The following is a 14,383-nucleotide window of genomic DNA, read 5'->3' as shown; positions in this document are numbered from 1 at the left end:
TACTTATATGAGTAAGCAGAAGGATCAAAACCAAGATGTGAAACAGGCTCCAGTAGAGCAACCTGTACCACAGGAAACAGAAACCCTAGATAAGGCGGAATCCTCCAAAAAAGAAATGCCAAAGGCTGTATTGACGGCACCTGTGGAGGAAGAACAGCAGTATCATAATGGACCAAATAAATTTGTATTAGCCATGAAAAAATTTTGGAATGGTTTGCGCCATATGGATAAAAATGTGGTTTTTGGTGGTATTATTGGTATTTTTGCAGTAATCGGAGTAATCGTGACAGGAATAAAACTGGTTGATGTAATTGGCGATGTTGCGACCAATCAAAAAGAAATTGCAAAATTTGAACAATTTTTAACTCCCGTTGTGATGCTAGACCCTGCACCAGTAGATGATATGAATAAACTGGGGGATTCCACTATTGTTTCTGCGGCGTTATGGGATATTATTTTAAACGCTGACCAATCCGAGTACGCAAGTGATGATTTTTCCATTTATATTCCAGCGGTTGATGTAGAATCCCATGTCAAAAAGTTATTTGGAAATGATATTACCTATCAAAATGTAGCGGTTACTGATAATGAATATATTTTTGAATATTCTCCAGATACCAAGATGTATATGGTTCCAAAAGAGATTCAGTTCCAAAATTATAGCCCTAAAGTAGAAAAAATAACAAAATCAGAGGGCATGTATCTAATTAAGGTGGGATATATTGCCCAGAATAATGCTTGGGGTAGTAATTTGAAAGGGAACCACACGGAGGAACCATTCAAATATGTAGAATACCAGTTAAAATCAGATGAGAAGAACCAGTTTTATATCGTAGGGATGGAGCAGGTAAAAGAAAATACATCTTCCACAGAAACAACAAGTTCAACAGATGCTAGTAATTCTTCCTCCCAGGGACAGAGTGAGGAAACTGAAAATACTCAAACAGATGAGACATCTTCTAATCAAACAAATATTTATACAGAAGATGATACTATGGAATCTTCCAGTTCTCAGATAGAGATCCAACCGGAAGGTTAAATTGATGGTAAATGAAATCTCATAAATTGGATATCTTGTTATGAAAAAGATAAGTGTATTTTTATTTGCCTGTATTTTAGTGCTTTTTTCCAGTTCATGCTCTTTGAGAGGACCTCACTTAATGGAACGTCTTTTTGACACTGACACAGAGGTTGCGAATCGTAACTTTGAACAAATGATAGAAGCAGTACAAAACCGGGATACCGATTCCTTAAAAACATTGTTTTCCAAAAACGCAGTAGAAAGTTCAGAGAATTTTGAAAAAGACGCTATTGCTTTATTTGATTTTTTTCAGGGAGAAATGGTTTCCTATGATGATTGGGGTGGAGGAGGTGCTGATGCAAGCAGGGATCAGACAGGTGAATGGAAATTCATACTCTCCACTTATGATGTAGAAACAGATAAAGCTCAATATCGTTTTGCAATCAAACAATTTACGAAAGATACCACTGATCCAGACAATATAGGTATTGATTCGTTATATGTTATCAGAGCGGAAAATTCTAATTTGCAATATGCCTATTGGGGAGAACATAAGTGGAACCTAGGAATTACCGTTGAATAGAAAAATTAAGAAAAAGCTACTATGTAAAAAACATAGTAGCTTTTTCATTTGCTTTAAAGTTTTGCACACTTTATTTGATGTTATTTATCTGGATTATTAAGGAAAGAAGATAACTGTTTAAATACATTGACAGATTTTTGTTTCATATCGAAAGAAATTATCTGGATAAAAGTAGTTTTGGTTTATAGCGTTTTATAAGAGTAACAGAAAAGACTTCTTGTTTTTTATCAGTAAGATAAAACCCGTTGGATTAGTAAAAAGCAAGGTTCTTTGGATTATCTTTATTGGTAAATAAGGAAAAATTACAGTTGGGGAATAAAGCTCCAAGTGGTGTAGTAGGAAAGAACCTACCCCCTGATTTTGTGATGCTGGGTGAATAGATAATTTACTTACATATCCTGTATCATTTTCCAATCTACCACGGATGGAACCAATTATTGTTTGGATATGATTTACTGCTTCCAAGATGACAGTTCCCTTTTGGTATTGCTGTTCTACTTCTTGCAATGTTTCTGTCAATGGCTGTATATTAAAAAATCCGGCAGTGCTCTGCTTCTTCAGCAAAATCAAGTTTTTGTATTGCGAAAATTTTCGGTAAATCATCAAATTTTACTTTTGTAATTGTAAACTGTTTCATTTGATTTTTCCGTTGGCCTTTAAATCCTGTTTTTTTAGCTCGCTACCCTCATAAAGTAAACGTTGCAAGGTAGCAAGATCACCTGTTAATAAAGCGTCTCGGTATTGGGAGAGGTGGGCAATGATCGTATTGATTTCATAGAGCAATGGTTCCTTGTTCAACCAGAATAACTCCGTCCACATTTTATCGTTTAACATAGCGACACGGGTTAAATCCTGGAAACTTCCTCCAGTAAATCCACGCTCATATAAAGCGGTAGGGCTTTTCATATAAGCGTTAGAAACAACATGGGCTAGCTGAGAAGTAAAAGCAATAATTTTGTCATGCTGCTCTGGCGATGTCCGCACAATTTCCCCGAACCCCATCCGGACCGCCAAATCCGTTACCAGATTTACCGCATCTGGATTGGATTGTTTGGAAGCAGTTACAATAAAACTCGCCCCTTGGAACAGACTATCCGTAGAATAGGAGAAACCAGAAAATTCGCGGCCAGCCATTGGGTGGATACCAACAAAGTGGACACCATAGGGTAAAAGGGCTTTTTCGCAATTGCTGACAATTCGGTTTTTGATTCCACAAGTATCCGCAACTACACTGCCAGGTTTAAACTGAGAAGCATGTTCTGTTATAAAATCAATGGTTTGTTGAGGATAGAGGCAAACAAAAGTTAAATCCGCAATGGAAATATCTTCAAAGTTTGCCTGGCGGTCGATCGCGCCTGATTCCACTGCTTGATTAACCGTATTTTGGTCAATATCCATTCCTAACACAGTATCTGTCGTATGTTTTTTTATGGTACGGCAAAAGCTTCCTCCAATTAAACCCAATCCAACGATAAGAATGTTCATATCTTACTCCTTATGCTTTTAATAGGGTTTTTCCTTCAAACTCCAACTGACGTTTGATGCTTTCCATTACATTATCAAATTGGTCAGGAGTCAGGGATTGTGCACCGTCGGATAGTGCTTTGCTTGGGCAGTTATGTACTTCAATCATAACACCGTCAGCGCCAGCGGCAATTGCGGCTTTCGACAATGGTTTTACCAAAGAAGTCAAACCAGTTGCATGGCTTGGGTCAACGATGACAGGAAGATGGGAAACCTGTTTTAATAGAGGAACTGCGGATATATCCAGGGTATTTCTTGTCATTGTTTCGTAGGTGCGGATACCACGTTCGCACATAATTACATTGGTGTTGCCACCAGCCATAATGTATTCCGCGCTCATCAGCCATTCTTCAATGGTATTTGCCAAACCACGTTTTAACAGGATTGGTTTATTGCAGTGGCCCAATTCTTTTAATAGCTCAAAGTTCTGCATGTTGCGGGCGCCAACCTGGATAATATCTACATCGGCGAATAGGTCAATATCCCGTAAACTCATAATTTCAGTGACAATCTGTAGACCGGTAGCCTTTTTTGCTTTTAACAGCAATTCTAACCCTGTCGCACCTAATCCCTGGAAAGAGTATGGGGAAGTACGGGGTTTGAATGCGCCCCCACGCAGGAAATTTGCCCCTGCGGCTTTTACACGTTCCGCAACCTCAACGATTTGTTCTTCTGTTTCGACAGAACAAGGTCCGGACATTACAGTAAAGTAGCCTTGCCCAATTTTTTGGTTACCCACTGTTATGATGGTATCGTCTGGATGAAATTTTCTATTGGCAGCCTTGTATGGTTCGGATACACGGCGTACATTTTCTACAACCTGGCGTGCCATCAGGTTTTCGATATCCACTTTGGTGGTGTCACCAATTAAGGTGATAATCTGTTTGTGTTCCCCTTTGATGACATCAGTTTTTAGTCCCAATTGGGTCAAATCGTTGAGTAAATGGTTTACATGGTCTTTTGGTGCGCCTTCTTTTAAGATAACAATCATTGGTAACAATCCTTTCGTCATAACTGCGGTTTTCATTGTTTACTCCTCCTCATTCTTAAGGGGAGTTTTTACAACTTATTATCTCCCCAGGCATTTATTTGGCAGATAATAAGTTGTGCAACAAAAAAGGTTGATAGCTGTCAAAAGCTATCAACCTGATTTCCGCTCCATCTATTTTGGATAAATCAATTATCGGTTTTCTAACTTATGACAACACAAATTACCTGCGCTAAAAAAGTAAGCCCAGTTAAAATAATAATATGTAAAGACAAAATTATTATTTTGCATTGTCATAACGTTTGATCTCCTCTGAATCGAATTTATTCTTTCTGCTGTTAGTATAGCAGACGAAAAACAGATTGTCAACCACTAATTTGAAAATTTATTTAACTTATTTTTGAATAACATAAAGAATAATATTGAAAAAACACAATTTTTAAGGAGACATTTTTTAATCGATAACTTTGATCTAGATTTATATAAATTTTAAAAGGAATATTAATTTTTATTACGCATTACAGATTCTGTTGTTAGTAAATAGGTGATCGAACCACAAATAAATTAAAAAATAAGCTATCAACTTTTAGTGATGCTATTGGAATAGTTTTTCTATTTATTCTAGTCAGGATAAAACGATTTTCACATAAGATTTTTCATTTTACTTAACAAAGAAGAATAAATCGATTGTCGTAATAATTGGTTTGGTAAGTTGTTTTTGTTTCATTTCTAATTCTCCTTTTGCTTGTTTCATTCATATTATAGATAAATAAATAAAGTCAAAGTTCCTCCCTTCTACAATAAATAGCTTTGCTCCAGTATATTAAGCCAAAAATATTGTAGCAATAATTAAAGTAATTTTCAATAATAAAAAATATAATTATGGAAAAATTACAATTAATCTATCTTGGATTTGGAGATAATTTTAATAAAATAAGAATTTGTCATATAAAAAATAAAAATCTATTGACAAACCTTCGGTTTTTTACTATCATAATAGTAATAGAAAAATGCGATGATAGGGAAACAAGCATAAAATTTCTGGCACAGAGAACTGTTGGCTGGTGGAAAACAGGGCAGTGTTTATGTGATAAAATCCCCCTGGAGCAGTCTACTGAAACAGTAAATGGATTAGGTTGGAACGGTGTTCTCCCCGTTATAGGAGATCTGTATTAAAGGATACAGAATGAGTGGTCAATGGCGATGACAAAAAGAGTGGTACCGTGGAAGGTTTGCTTTCACCTCTTAACAGTAGGAGAGGTGGGAGCTTTTTTTATATCCAAATAACAACTTATTGTGGTTTGCCATTTTGTTCAAAAACCTGAGCAGACAAAGGTTTGCTTAAAAAATAAAATGACTTTTAGAGGTGATATTATGAAATTAACAGGGTCCCAAATTATTTTGGAATGTTTGTTAGAGCAGAATGTGGATACGATTTTTGGCTATCCTGGTGGGTCCGTCCTGAATATCTACGATGCTTTGTATGATTATCAGGATAAAATCCGGCACATTTTAACTGCTCACGAACAGGGGGCAACCCATGCGGCAGACGGTTATGCCCGTGCTACTGGAAAAACCGGTGTAGCTTTGGTAACTTCTGGCCCAGGTGCTACCAATACCGTGACAGGGATTGCGACCGCTTACATGGATTCTATTCCTTTGGTTGTTATTTCCGGCAATGTTCCAGTACCGCAATTAGGCTTGGATAGTTTCCAGGAAGTGGATATTACCGGTGTAACCATGCCAGTCACCAAACACAACTTTATCGTGAAAAAAGTAGAAGATCTTGCTCCTACGATTCGCCGTGCGTTTAAAATCGCGAATACAGGCCGAAAAGGCCCTGTATTGGTAGATATTCCTAAAGATGTGACAGCAGCAATCTATGAATATGAAAGAAAACAGCCGGAACCAATTGAACAGGTGTACAGCGACCCAAGTGAAAAAGCTCTGGCAAATGCTGTGGAACTGATCTCCAACGCAAAACGTCCGTTAATTTATACTGGCGGCGGTGTAGTGGCATCCGAAGAGGCAAACCTGGCAGTGAAAAAACTGGCAGAATTAATGGATGCGCCGGTATCTTCTTCCTTGATGGGGCAGGGAGGATTTGATAATTTTGACTCCCGATATATCGGTATGATGGGGATGCACGGCAGTGTTACTGCGGCAAAAGCAGTAACAGACTGTGATTTATTCTTGGCAATAGGAACCCGTTTTAGTGACCGCGTGATTTTGAAGATCAGCCGGTTTGCGCCAAATGCACAGATTTTACAGATTGATATTGACCCTGCTGAAATCAATAAAAATATTAAAGCGGACAATATTTTGATTGGGGACGTGCGCCAGGTTGTAGAATTGCTCAACCAGAGGTTAACTCCAACACCTCATCCAGAATGGATGGCGCAAATTCAGGCATGGAATGAGGAATTCCCAAATATCCAAAAAGGGAAAGACGAAGACGCAGTTACCCCTCAGGAAGTAATCGAGACACTTTGTGAACTGACCAATGGTGATGCAATTATCACAACAGAGGTTGGGCAAAACCAGATGTGGGCGGCACAGTATTATAAACTGAGACGTCCTCACCAGTTTGTTTCTTCCGGCGGGCTGGGGACGATGGGCTTTGGCTTAGGGGCTGCAATGGGTGCCCAAGTTGGCTGCCCTGATAAGCAGGTGGTTAATATTGCGGGTGATGGCAGCTTCCAGATGAACTGTAATGAATTGGTAACCATGGCGAAATACCAGATTCCAATGATTGAATTGGTGTTGAACAATGAAGTGTTGGGAATGGTACGCCAATGGCAAAGGCTGTTTTATAACAAGCGTTTCTCCCAAACCACCTTGGATCGTGGTGTAGACTATGTAAAATTAGCGGGGGCTTATGGAATAGAGGCATATAATATCACAAAAGCCAGTGAAATCCGCCCAACATTGGAAAAAGCTTTGGCTGCTCATGCTCCAGTTTTGATTAACTGTGTGATCGATCGAGATATCAACGTTCTGCCAATGGTACCAGCCGGCGCACCAATTGACGAACCAATTCTTGAAATTGAGATAGATAACTAAGGAGGGGCAATGATGGAACAAATGCATATTATTTCTGTATTGATGGATAACACTACAGGTGTATTATTAAGGATTGCGGGTTTGTTCAGTCGGCGTGCTTATAATATTTCCAGTATTGCAGCGGCAGAAACGGAAAATCCAGCAATTACTCGTATGACAATTGTAGCCCACGGGGATGACGCTACTCTAGAGCAGATTGTAAAACAGTTGATGAAACTGATTGATGTACGGGAAGTAAAAGTAGTGGATAGCAAAACCGCCGTCTGTAGAGAACATTTGTTGTTGAAAATGTACCACACAGATGAAAACCGTGTGGGAATTATTGGGACAGCAAATTTGTTTGATGCCAAGATTATTGATAGTTCTGAAGATACCATTACCTTTGAATTGACAGGGGAACATGCGAAATTGCTCTCTTTTATCAATATGATGAAACCATATGGAATTAAGCAATTGGTAAAAACAGGTATTTCTGCTTTGGAACGGGGCTAAAATTGGTTTTTCATTGTGGTGCCAGGGATGTCCTGGCGCCATTTTTTGTTATTGTTTTTAATAGAATCCCCCTTATGAAAAATTAAGTATATGATTTAAACAGATAAAATATTTACAGTGACAATAACTGATGCATCAAAAGTTTTGCAGCAAAAAAATACAAAAATTTTTTTAAAACAGTTTGAATCTATAACTTGCAATATTTATTCTTTTTCATGTTTATTATTTATTTTTAAACGAGAGATCATTTTTTAAAAGATTTATTTAATTTGTAGATGTTTCCTAGGGAAAGACTTCTATTAGGTGACAGTGGTATAAGGATGAAGCTATTGGTTAATCCTTACAAAGAGGAATTGAAAAAAATAGAAGATTAACAGTAGAAAAAAACAGCAGTTTATGGTAAAGTAAAAGAAGAGATATCTTATTGGAGGATTTTATTTATGGCAAAAAAGTTGCTATTTATTATAAACCCAAGGGCAGGAAAAGCACAAATTAAAAACCGTTTGGTTCAAATTTTGGATTTGTTTACAAAATATCACTACGAAGTAACTGTACATGTCACACAGGCTAGGATGGATGGTTATGAATGTGCCAAAAAAATGGCGGAACAATATGATATTGTTGTATGCAGCGGTGGGGATGGAACCATGAGTGAAGTGGTAAAAGGAGTTATGGAGTGTAAACACCAACCTTTATTAGGGTATATCCCTGCAGGGACAACTAATGACTTTGCCTCCAGTTTGCATCTATTTAAGGACATGAATAAATCTGCAAAAACAGTGGTAGATGGGGTACCATATTTGTGTGACATTGGCCATTTTAATCAGGATATTTTTACTTATGTTGCGGCATTTGGTGTATTTACGGATGTAACTTATCAAACACCACAGGGGGAAAAAAATACATTAGGGCATCTTGCATATATTTTAGAAGGAGCAAAAAGGCTGCATACGATCCGTTCTTATCATGTCATCGTTGAACACGATGGAGAAACGATTGAGGATGATTTGATTTTAGGTATGATAACAAACTCCAGTTCCATTGGTGGCTTTAAAGGAATTAGCGGAAAGAATATTCAAATGGATGATGGATTATTTGAGGTTACTTTAATAAAGCCTTTGCGAAATCCTTTGGAATTTCAGGCTGCTGTAAACGCATTGATTTCCAAAACCCCAAACCCGAATTTGATGTATCATTTTAAAACTTCTAAAATAACGTTCCAATGTCAAGAACCAATTGCTTGGACATTGGATGGAGAATTTGGAGGGGAACAAACAGAGGTAACAATACAAAACCAAAAACACGCAATTACAATTTTGCGTCCAGTTAGAAAACGCTAATTGTTAAATTTACACGAAATTATATTGAAAAAAGAAAGAAAAGTTTTCGGATATAACGATAATAAGAATTATTACTAAAAATACTTGCATTTCTTATTTTAGTGTGATATACTAAAGCCATACCAAATGGTTATACAAAATTTTAAATACATGATTACGTAATGGAGGAATAAAACTATGAAAAAATTTGTCTGTCAAGTATGTGGATATGTTTATGAAGGTGAAGCTGCTCCAGAATTTTGCCCACAATGTAATGCTCCTGCTTCTAAATTTACAGAACAAACTGGAGAAATGTCCTGGGCTGCTGAACACGTTGTAGGTGTAGCAAAAGGCGTTAGCGAAGATATTCTGGAAGATTTAAGAGCAAACTTCAATGGGGAATGCACAGAAGTTGGTATGTATTTAGCTATGGCTCGTGTTGCACATAGAGAAGGTTACCCAGAAATCGGTTTATACTGGGAAAAAGCTGCTTATGAAGAAGCAGAACATGCTGCTAAGTTTGCTGAACTGTTGGGCGAAGTTGTAACAGACTCCACTAAGAAAAACCTGGAAATGAGAGTAGAAGCGGAAAACGGCGCTACTGCTGGTAAATTTGATCTGGCAAAACGTGCTAAAGCTGCTAACTTGGATGCAATTCATGATACTGTTCATGAAATGGCTAGAGACGAAGCTCGTCACGGTAAAGCATTCCAAGGCTTATTGAACAGATATTTTGGTAAATAATTTTATCTTATAAATTTTAAAAGGATATGTTATCTTTAGGATAACATATCCTTTTTTTTGAGGTGTTTTTATAAATAAAAAATATCCTCGTAATTTATTTTGGATTGGCTTTATCATCAATATTTTTGGGAGATTTTTTTTCTGGAAATTGTTTTATTGATTATGAGATTTGGAACTGTGTTTGTATATTGGAATTACGTTGTTCATTTTGATGGTTGCCATATCATTGATTCAGCAGCTATCATTCGGCACATTAGTTTGACAAGTGATGACCCTAATTTTAAAAAAATACAAAAAGCAATCCTTTCTTCAGATTGGAAAGAAAATACAATCAATATTGTGGAAAATCGATTGGAGAAGAAAGAGTAAATAACATTTTAGGATTTTAACTTTATTATATTTTATAAATTAAAAATCTCCTCTAAAAAATAAGTTTTTAAAATATCATGCAAAAACATCACTATAGTAAATTAATTGATATCCTAAAAATCCTAAGCTTAACATGATCAGCAATGCCAGCAAATAGTGTTTAGAATACCACTCTTTTTTACAATTGATAAAATATAACGAAATTCCAATAAAAAACCACATAAAAATAACATCTAGCATATGTGAATATTGTTGAAAATGGGATATTAACATTAAACTTTCTGATAAAAAAGTAGCGGGTAACATTACTTTACACAAATATTTTATGGTTCCTTTTCCATATTGTGATATGTTTCCTCCTAAGCCAAATATAAATCCGAATATAACTGCACAACAAAGCCATATTGCTTGATGAAATCCAATGGTAAAGCCTATTTTCCAACTGATAGAATAATATCCATAATATGTTGTTACGCATATTAACAAGTAAATCATGCTTGATATGATAGATTTCCATTTTTGTTTGTAAGATTTGGCGATATAAAATGCTGGAACAACCCAAACTGAACCAGAGTTTGCCAGACTATTTAACGCCCCTGGAAGATATTTTTGTCCAAATACAGTAGCTAGACCTACTACTATTCCAATAAAAAAGCTGAATAATGGAAATGAACATTTTTTTAACATTAATACCTCCAAAAATATTTCAAATTTTCCGATCAATCTTAATGTAGGCATTTTATTATATCATAATACCCTTAAAAACACTAGAATCTATTTTGAATTAAATTGTTATCTCGCTATAAAACAGGAATAGGATTATCTTAAATAACTAAAATAAAAACATTAAATTTATAATAAATTACAAAATTTTTAATAATTTAAAAGAATGGATTGACATTTTTGTTTTTTTGTAGCATAATACAGTAAGACACTTTAGCACCTAAGCGTGTTAACGTGCTAAAGTAAACGTTTGAGGTGAGAGTATTGCAAAAGTATGTAGTGATATGGGCGACAATTGTTATTTATATTGTTGCGATGTCTGTAATTGGCATTATTAATTCCAAAGCAACCAAAGGGATTGCTTCTTTTACTGTAGGAGGGCGAGATGCTGGAGGGTGGATTTCAGCGCTAAGCTATGGTACAGCTTATTTTTCCGCTGTAATGTTTATTGGTTACGCTGGTACTTCCGGTTGGAAATACGGCTTATGGGCTGTTTTGATTGGTTTAGGAAATGCTATCTTTGGCTCCTGGCTTGCCTGGAAAGTATTGGCGTCTAGAACAAGGGAAGTTTCCCACCGGCTAAAGATTAAATCTATGCCGCAACTGTTTTCTTTGCGCTTCAAAAGCCAGCGGATGAAAGTATTTTCCGCCATCGTTATTTTTATCTTTTTAATTCCTTATTCTGCTTCTGTTTATAAAGGATTGAGTAGTGTATGTTCTGTACTGCTAGGAATTGATGTAACAGTATGTATGATTGTAATAGCGGTTGCAGCCTGTGTTGTTTTGGTAATAGGAGGCTATTTAGCAACCTTAAAAGCTGATTTTATGCAGGGTATTATCATGGCAGTTGGAATTGTTCTATTGATTATTTTTGTGATGATTTCTCCAGCTGTTACGGATAACGGTAGCATATCTGGCATGGTAGATTTTATGAAACAGAATAAAATGATGCCATTATCTACGGGAGATACAATTGCTTTGATTTCTACAATTTTGATGACCAGTTTTGGTACTTGGGGCTTGCCTCAGATGATCCATAAATATTACGGGATTAAAAATGAAAAAGAAGTAAAACGAGGTATTGTTGTTTCCACTATTTTTGCTTTGTTGGTATCTGTTGGCGGATACTTTATTGGTTCTTTGTCCCATTTGGTATTTGGCAACCAATTGCCAGAAGGTGGAGTAGATTATATTGTTCCTAGAATGTTAGACGCAGCGAATTTGCCAAATATCCTGTTGGGAATTGTTCTGGTATTATTAATTTCCTCTTCTGTATCTACGTTATCTTCTATTACATTGACAGCATGTTCTACTTTTTCTTTAGATTTGTTAAAACCTGCTTTTAAAATGAAAGAAAAATCTTCTGGTTGGGTTATTCGTATCCTATGTATTCTGTTTGTATTGGCTTCTTATGTTATCGCAAATACTAACACCCCAATTTTGGATATGATGTCCTATTCCTGGGGGATTGTCTCCGGTTCTTTCTTAGCACCTTATGTATTGTCCCTGTATTTAAAATGGCTGAATAAGGCAGGGGCATGGTCTGGTATGATAGGAGGATTCTCCATTGCTATGTTACCAGCAGTTAGTAAAATTATCCTGTTGATCATGGGTAGCCCTAATGGAACAGAAGGATTCATCGGAGGCTCAAATTTCTTAGCAGCTCAAGGTCCAACCTTTGCGGTAGTGGCTATGGTAATTTCCCTGCTACTTTGTGTAGTTGTAAGTAAACTGACAGCAAAAGAAAAAGTTGATAACCTGTTTTTCTATGAAGGTGTTATCGAAAACGAATAGTCTGTTGGTTTTTTCCATAAAACATGTTATAATCAAATTATTATATTTTATGATAAAAAAGCTATCAGTGAGAGAGTTCTATTTACTGATGGCTTTTTGTTGCCCAAAAAGGAGAACGTCTATGTATTTTATTGGAATTGATTTAGGTGGTACTAATATTGTAGCATCTGTAGTGGATGAACAATACCGAATGTTATCCAAAGTAAAATGTAAAACAAACCTTCCACGTTCTGCAGAAAAAATTTGTGATGATATGGCGAAATTATGCTATCAAGCAATGGAGGAAAGTGAAGTTCCTTTGCAGGAAGTGGATTCCATTGGAATTGGAACTCCTGGACATATTGATCCAGCACAAAAAATAATTGAATTTTCCTGTAATTTCGATTTTCATAAAGTACATTTGGCAAAGCTGATGGCAGAGAGGATTCCTCTTCCCGTTTATTTGGAAAACGATGCTAACGCAGCTGCGTTAGGGGAACTGCTTGTAGGAGCAGGAAAAGGTGCTTCTTCTATGGTAATGATTACGTTGGGGACCGGTGTAGGCGGAGGCGTTATATTTCATAACCAAATATATAGCGGATTTAATTACTGTGGAGGAGAACTAGGTCATACTGTTATAGAACAAAATGGCTGGGATTGTAATTGTGGAAGGAAAGGCTGCTTTGAAGCATATTCTTCTGCAACTGGTTTAATCCGTATGACCAAAGAGGCAATGGAAACCCATCCAAAAACGGTTCTACATGATATTGTGGAACAGACAGGAGAATTGAACGCAAAAACTGCTTTTGATGCTATGAGGATGGGAGATATCGTGGCAAGCAAGGTTGTGGATACTTATATCCATTATTTAGCTTGTGGATTAACCAATATGATAAATATATTTCAACCAGAAATCCTATGTTTAGGAGGTGGTGTCAGCAATGAAGGGGATACCTTATTGCAGCCTTTACAACAAATAATAGATGCGGAAGATTACGCTAGGGGAACCGCTAAAAGGACAAAGTTGGCAGTAGCTCAATTGGGGAATGATGCTGGGATTATTGGAGCTGCATTTGCGTTCCGTTACCAATAAAATTCTATTTTAGGGTTGAAGAATTGGAAAAAATATTTTATAATGATAAAATATCTTAAATAGATTGATTGAATGGAGGAAATGCAATGAGCAATCCAATTGTAACAATTGAAACAAATCATGGTGGTGTAATTAAAGTAGAATTGTATCCAGAAATCGCACCAAATACCGTAAATAACTTTATCTCGTTAGTACAAAAAGGATTTTATAATGGTACTATCTTTCACCGTGTTATCCCTGGGTTTATGATTCAAGGTGGGGATCCAAACGGCATTGGTACAGGAGGACCAGGATACCATATTAAAGGAGAGTTCTCTTATAACGGATTTGAGAATAATTTGAAACACACAAAAGGTGTTATTTCTATGGCAAGAGCTGCCCATCCAGATAGTGCTGGCTCTCAGTTTTTTATTATGGTAGAAGATGCTCCACATTTAGATGGTCAATATGCTGCTTTTGGGAAAGTAATAGAAGGTATGGAAGAAGCAGAACGTATTGTAGGAGTACAACGTAATTTTAGTGATAAACCTTTATATGATGAAGTAATGGAAAAAGTTACAGTAGAAACTTTTGGTGAAACTTATCCAGAACCAGAAACTCTCTAATCAGTTGATGAAGAGTTAACATAAAAAGCATCTGCTTTTCGAAAAGCAGATGCTTTTTTCATAACAAATTAAAATAAGATTGACAA

General features: G+C 36.4%; 13 protein-coding genes and 1 other annotated feature. Of the genes, 9 read left to right on the top strand and 4 right to left on the bottom strand.

The annotated features are described in order from the left end of the window. Nucleotides 1-7 precede the first annotated feature (7 nt). Nucleotides 8-1,039: a hypothetical protein gene (locus tag H8Z77_RS05360; RefSeq protein ID WP_186996394.1), complete on the top strand. Its 1,032-nt coding sequence runs from the start codon at nt 8-10 to the stop codon at nt 1,037-1,039. Between the two features lie 121 nt (nt 1,040-1,160). Further along, complete coding sequence (locus H8Z77_RS05355) at nt 1,161-1,604, top strand: DUF5104 domain-containing protein (RefSeq protein WP_186996393.1); 444 nt, start codon at nt 1,161-1,163, stop codon at nt 1,602-1,604. A gap of 192 nt (nt 1,605-1,796) precedes the next feature. Here H8Z77_RS05355 and H8Z77_RS05350 read toward each other — a convergent pair whose 3' ends face one another. The 3 genes from H8Z77_RS05350 to aroF are packed head-to-tail and all read right to left on the bottom strand — an operon-like array spanning nt 1,797 to nt 4,119. After that, complete coding sequence (locus tag H8Z77_RS05350) at nt 1,797-2,207, bottom strand: GNAT family N-acetyltransferase (RefSeq protein ID WP_186996392.1); 411 nt, start codon at nt 2,205-2,207, stop codon at nt 1,797-1,799. A gap of 30 nt (nt 2,208-2,237) precedes the next feature. Further along, entirely contained in the window at nt 2,238-3,089 is an 852-nt protein-coding gene (locus tag H8Z77_RS05345) for a prephenate dehydrogenase (protein WP_069989143.1), read from the bottom strand. 10 nt (nt 3,090-3,099) lie between these two features. Further along, nucleotides 3,100-4,119, bottom strand: a complete 1,020-nt coding sequence (aroF, locus tag H8Z77_RS05340) for a 3-deoxy-7-phosphoheptulonate synthase (RefSeq protein ID WP_186997110.1) — start codon at nt 4,117-4,119, stop codon at nt 3,100-3,102. A 1,003-nt stretch (nt 4,120-5,122) separates the two neighbouring features. Further along, nucleotides 5,123-5,365: a binding site (T-box leader), on the top strand. Between the two features lie 125 nt (nt 5,366-5,490). Between aroF and ilvB the strand changes: the two genes are divergently transcribed. From ilvB to H8Z77_RS05320, 4 genes are all read left to right on the top strand, one after another. Next, a complete protein-coding gene (ilvB, locus tag H8Z77_RS05335) occupies nt 5,491-7,179 on the top strand; it encodes a biosynthetic-type acetolactate synthase large subunit (protein WP_069989141.1) in 1,689 nt (562 codons plus the stop codon). Nucleotides 7,180-7,191: 12 nt separating this feature from the next. Then, nucleotides 7,192-7,671: an acetolactate synthase small subunit gene (gene ilvN / locus H8Z77_RS05330; RefSeq protein WP_069989140.1), complete on the top strand. Its 480-nt coding sequence runs from the start codon at nt 7,192-7,194 to the stop codon at nt 7,669-7,671. A 440-nt stretch (nt 7,672-8,111) separates the two neighbouring features. Beyond that, on the top strand, nt 8,112-9,011 hold the full coding sequence (locus H8Z77_RS05325) for a diacylglycerol/lipid kinase family protein (RefSeq protein WP_069989139.1): 900 nt from the start codon (nt 8,112-8,114) through the stop codon (nt 9,009-9,011). A 177-nt stretch (nt 9,012-9,188) separates the two neighbouring features. Continuing rightward, nucleotides 9,189-9,734, top strand: coding sequence for an NADH peroxidase (locus tag H8Z77_RS05320; protein ID WP_069989138.1), 546 nt, complete (start codon nt 9,189-9,191; stop codon nt 9,732-9,734). Nucleotides 9,735-10,178: 444 nt separating this feature from the next. On the opposite strand, the gene H8Z77_RS05315 is transcribed toward H8Z77_RS05320, so the two are convergent. Beyond that, a complete protein-coding gene (locus H8Z77_RS05315) occupies nt 10,179-10,790 on the bottom strand; it encodes a DUF6518 family protein (RefSeq protein WP_186996391.1) in 612 nt (203 codons plus the stop codon). 300 nt (nt 10,791-11,090) lie between these two features. Between H8Z77_RS05315 and H8Z77_RS05310 the strand changes: the two genes are divergently transcribed. The 3 genes from H8Z77_RS05310 (at nt 11,091) to H8Z77_RS05300 (ending at nt 14,297) form a co-directional block, all read left to right on the top strand. Further along, complete coding sequence (locus tag H8Z77_RS05310; protein ID WP_286165459.1) at nt 11,091-12,620, top strand: sodium:solute symporter family protein; 1,530 nt, start codon at nt 11,091-11,093, stop codon at nt 12,618-12,620. 121 nt (nt 12,621-12,741) lie between these two features. Continuing rightward, nucleotides 12,742-13,692: an ROK family protein gene (locus H8Z77_RS05305; protein ID WP_186996390.1), complete on the top strand. Its 951-nt coding sequence runs from the start codon at nt 12,742-12,744 to the stop codon at nt 13,690-13,692. 86 nt (nt 13,693-13,778) lie between these two features. Next, the gene (locus H8Z77_RS05300) at nt 13,779-14,297 is read left to right on the top strand and encodes a peptidylprolyl isomerase (protein WP_069989133.1); all 519 of its coding nucleotides are present in this window, start codon (nt 13,779-13,781) and stop codon (nt 14,295-14,297) included. The last annotated feature ends 86 nt before the right edge of the window (nt 14,298-14,383 follow it).

It is taken from the genome of Clostridium facile (assembly GCF_014297275.1).
GTDB classification, from domain to species: Bacteria; Bacillota; Clostridia; order Oscillospirales; family Ruminococcaceae; genus Massilioclostridium; species Massilioclostridium facile.
This window is presented reverse-complemented; position numbering and strand designations above follow the sequence as displayed.

Coding starts and splice junctions, on each gene's coding strand:
- H8Z77_RS05360 (WP_186996394.1), top strand. CDS start 8: ATGAGTAAGCAGAAGGATCAAAACCAAGATGTGAAACAGGCTCCAGTA.
- H8Z77_RS05355 (WP_186996393.1), top strand. CDS start 1,161: ATGGAACGTCTTTTTGACACTGACACAGAGGTTGCGAATCGTAACTTT.
- H8Z77_RS05350 (WP_186996392.1), bottom strand. CDS start 2,207: ATGATTTACCGAAAATTTTCGCAATACAAAAACTTGATTTTGCTGAAG.
- H8Z77_RS05345 (WP_069989143.1), bottom strand. CDS start 3,089: ATGAACATTCTTATCGTTGGATTGGGTTTAATTGGAGGAAGCTTTTGC.
- aroF (WP_186997110.1), bottom strand. CDS start 4,119: ATGATTGTTATCTTAAAAGAAGGCGCACCAAAAGACCATGTAAACCAT.
- ilvB (WP_069989141.1), top strand. CDS start 5,491: ATGAAATTAACAGGGTCCCAAATTATTTTGGAATGTTTGTTAGAGCAG.
- ilvN (WP_069989140.1), top strand. CDS start 7,192: ATGGAACAAATGCATATTATTTCTGTATTGATGGATAACACTACAGGT.
- H8Z77_RS05325 (WP_069989139.1), top strand. CDS start 8,112: ATGGCAAAAAAGTTGCTATTTATTATAAACCCAAGGGCAGGAAAAGCA.
- H8Z77_RS05320 (WP_069989138.1), top strand. CDS start 9,189: ATGAAAAAATTTGTCTGTCAAGTATGTGGATATGTTTATGAAGGTGAA.
- H8Z77_RS05315 (WP_186996391.1), bottom strand. CDS start 10,790: ATGTTAAAAAAATGTTCATTTCCATTATTCAGCTTTTTTATTGGAATA.
- H8Z77_RS05305 (WP_186996390.1), top strand. CDS start 12,742: ATGTATTTTATTGGAATTGATTTAGGTGGTACTAATATTGTAGCATCT.
- H8Z77_RS05300 (WP_069989133.1), top strand. CDS start 13,779: ATGAGCAATCCAATTGTAACAATTGAAACAAATCATGGTGGTGTAATT.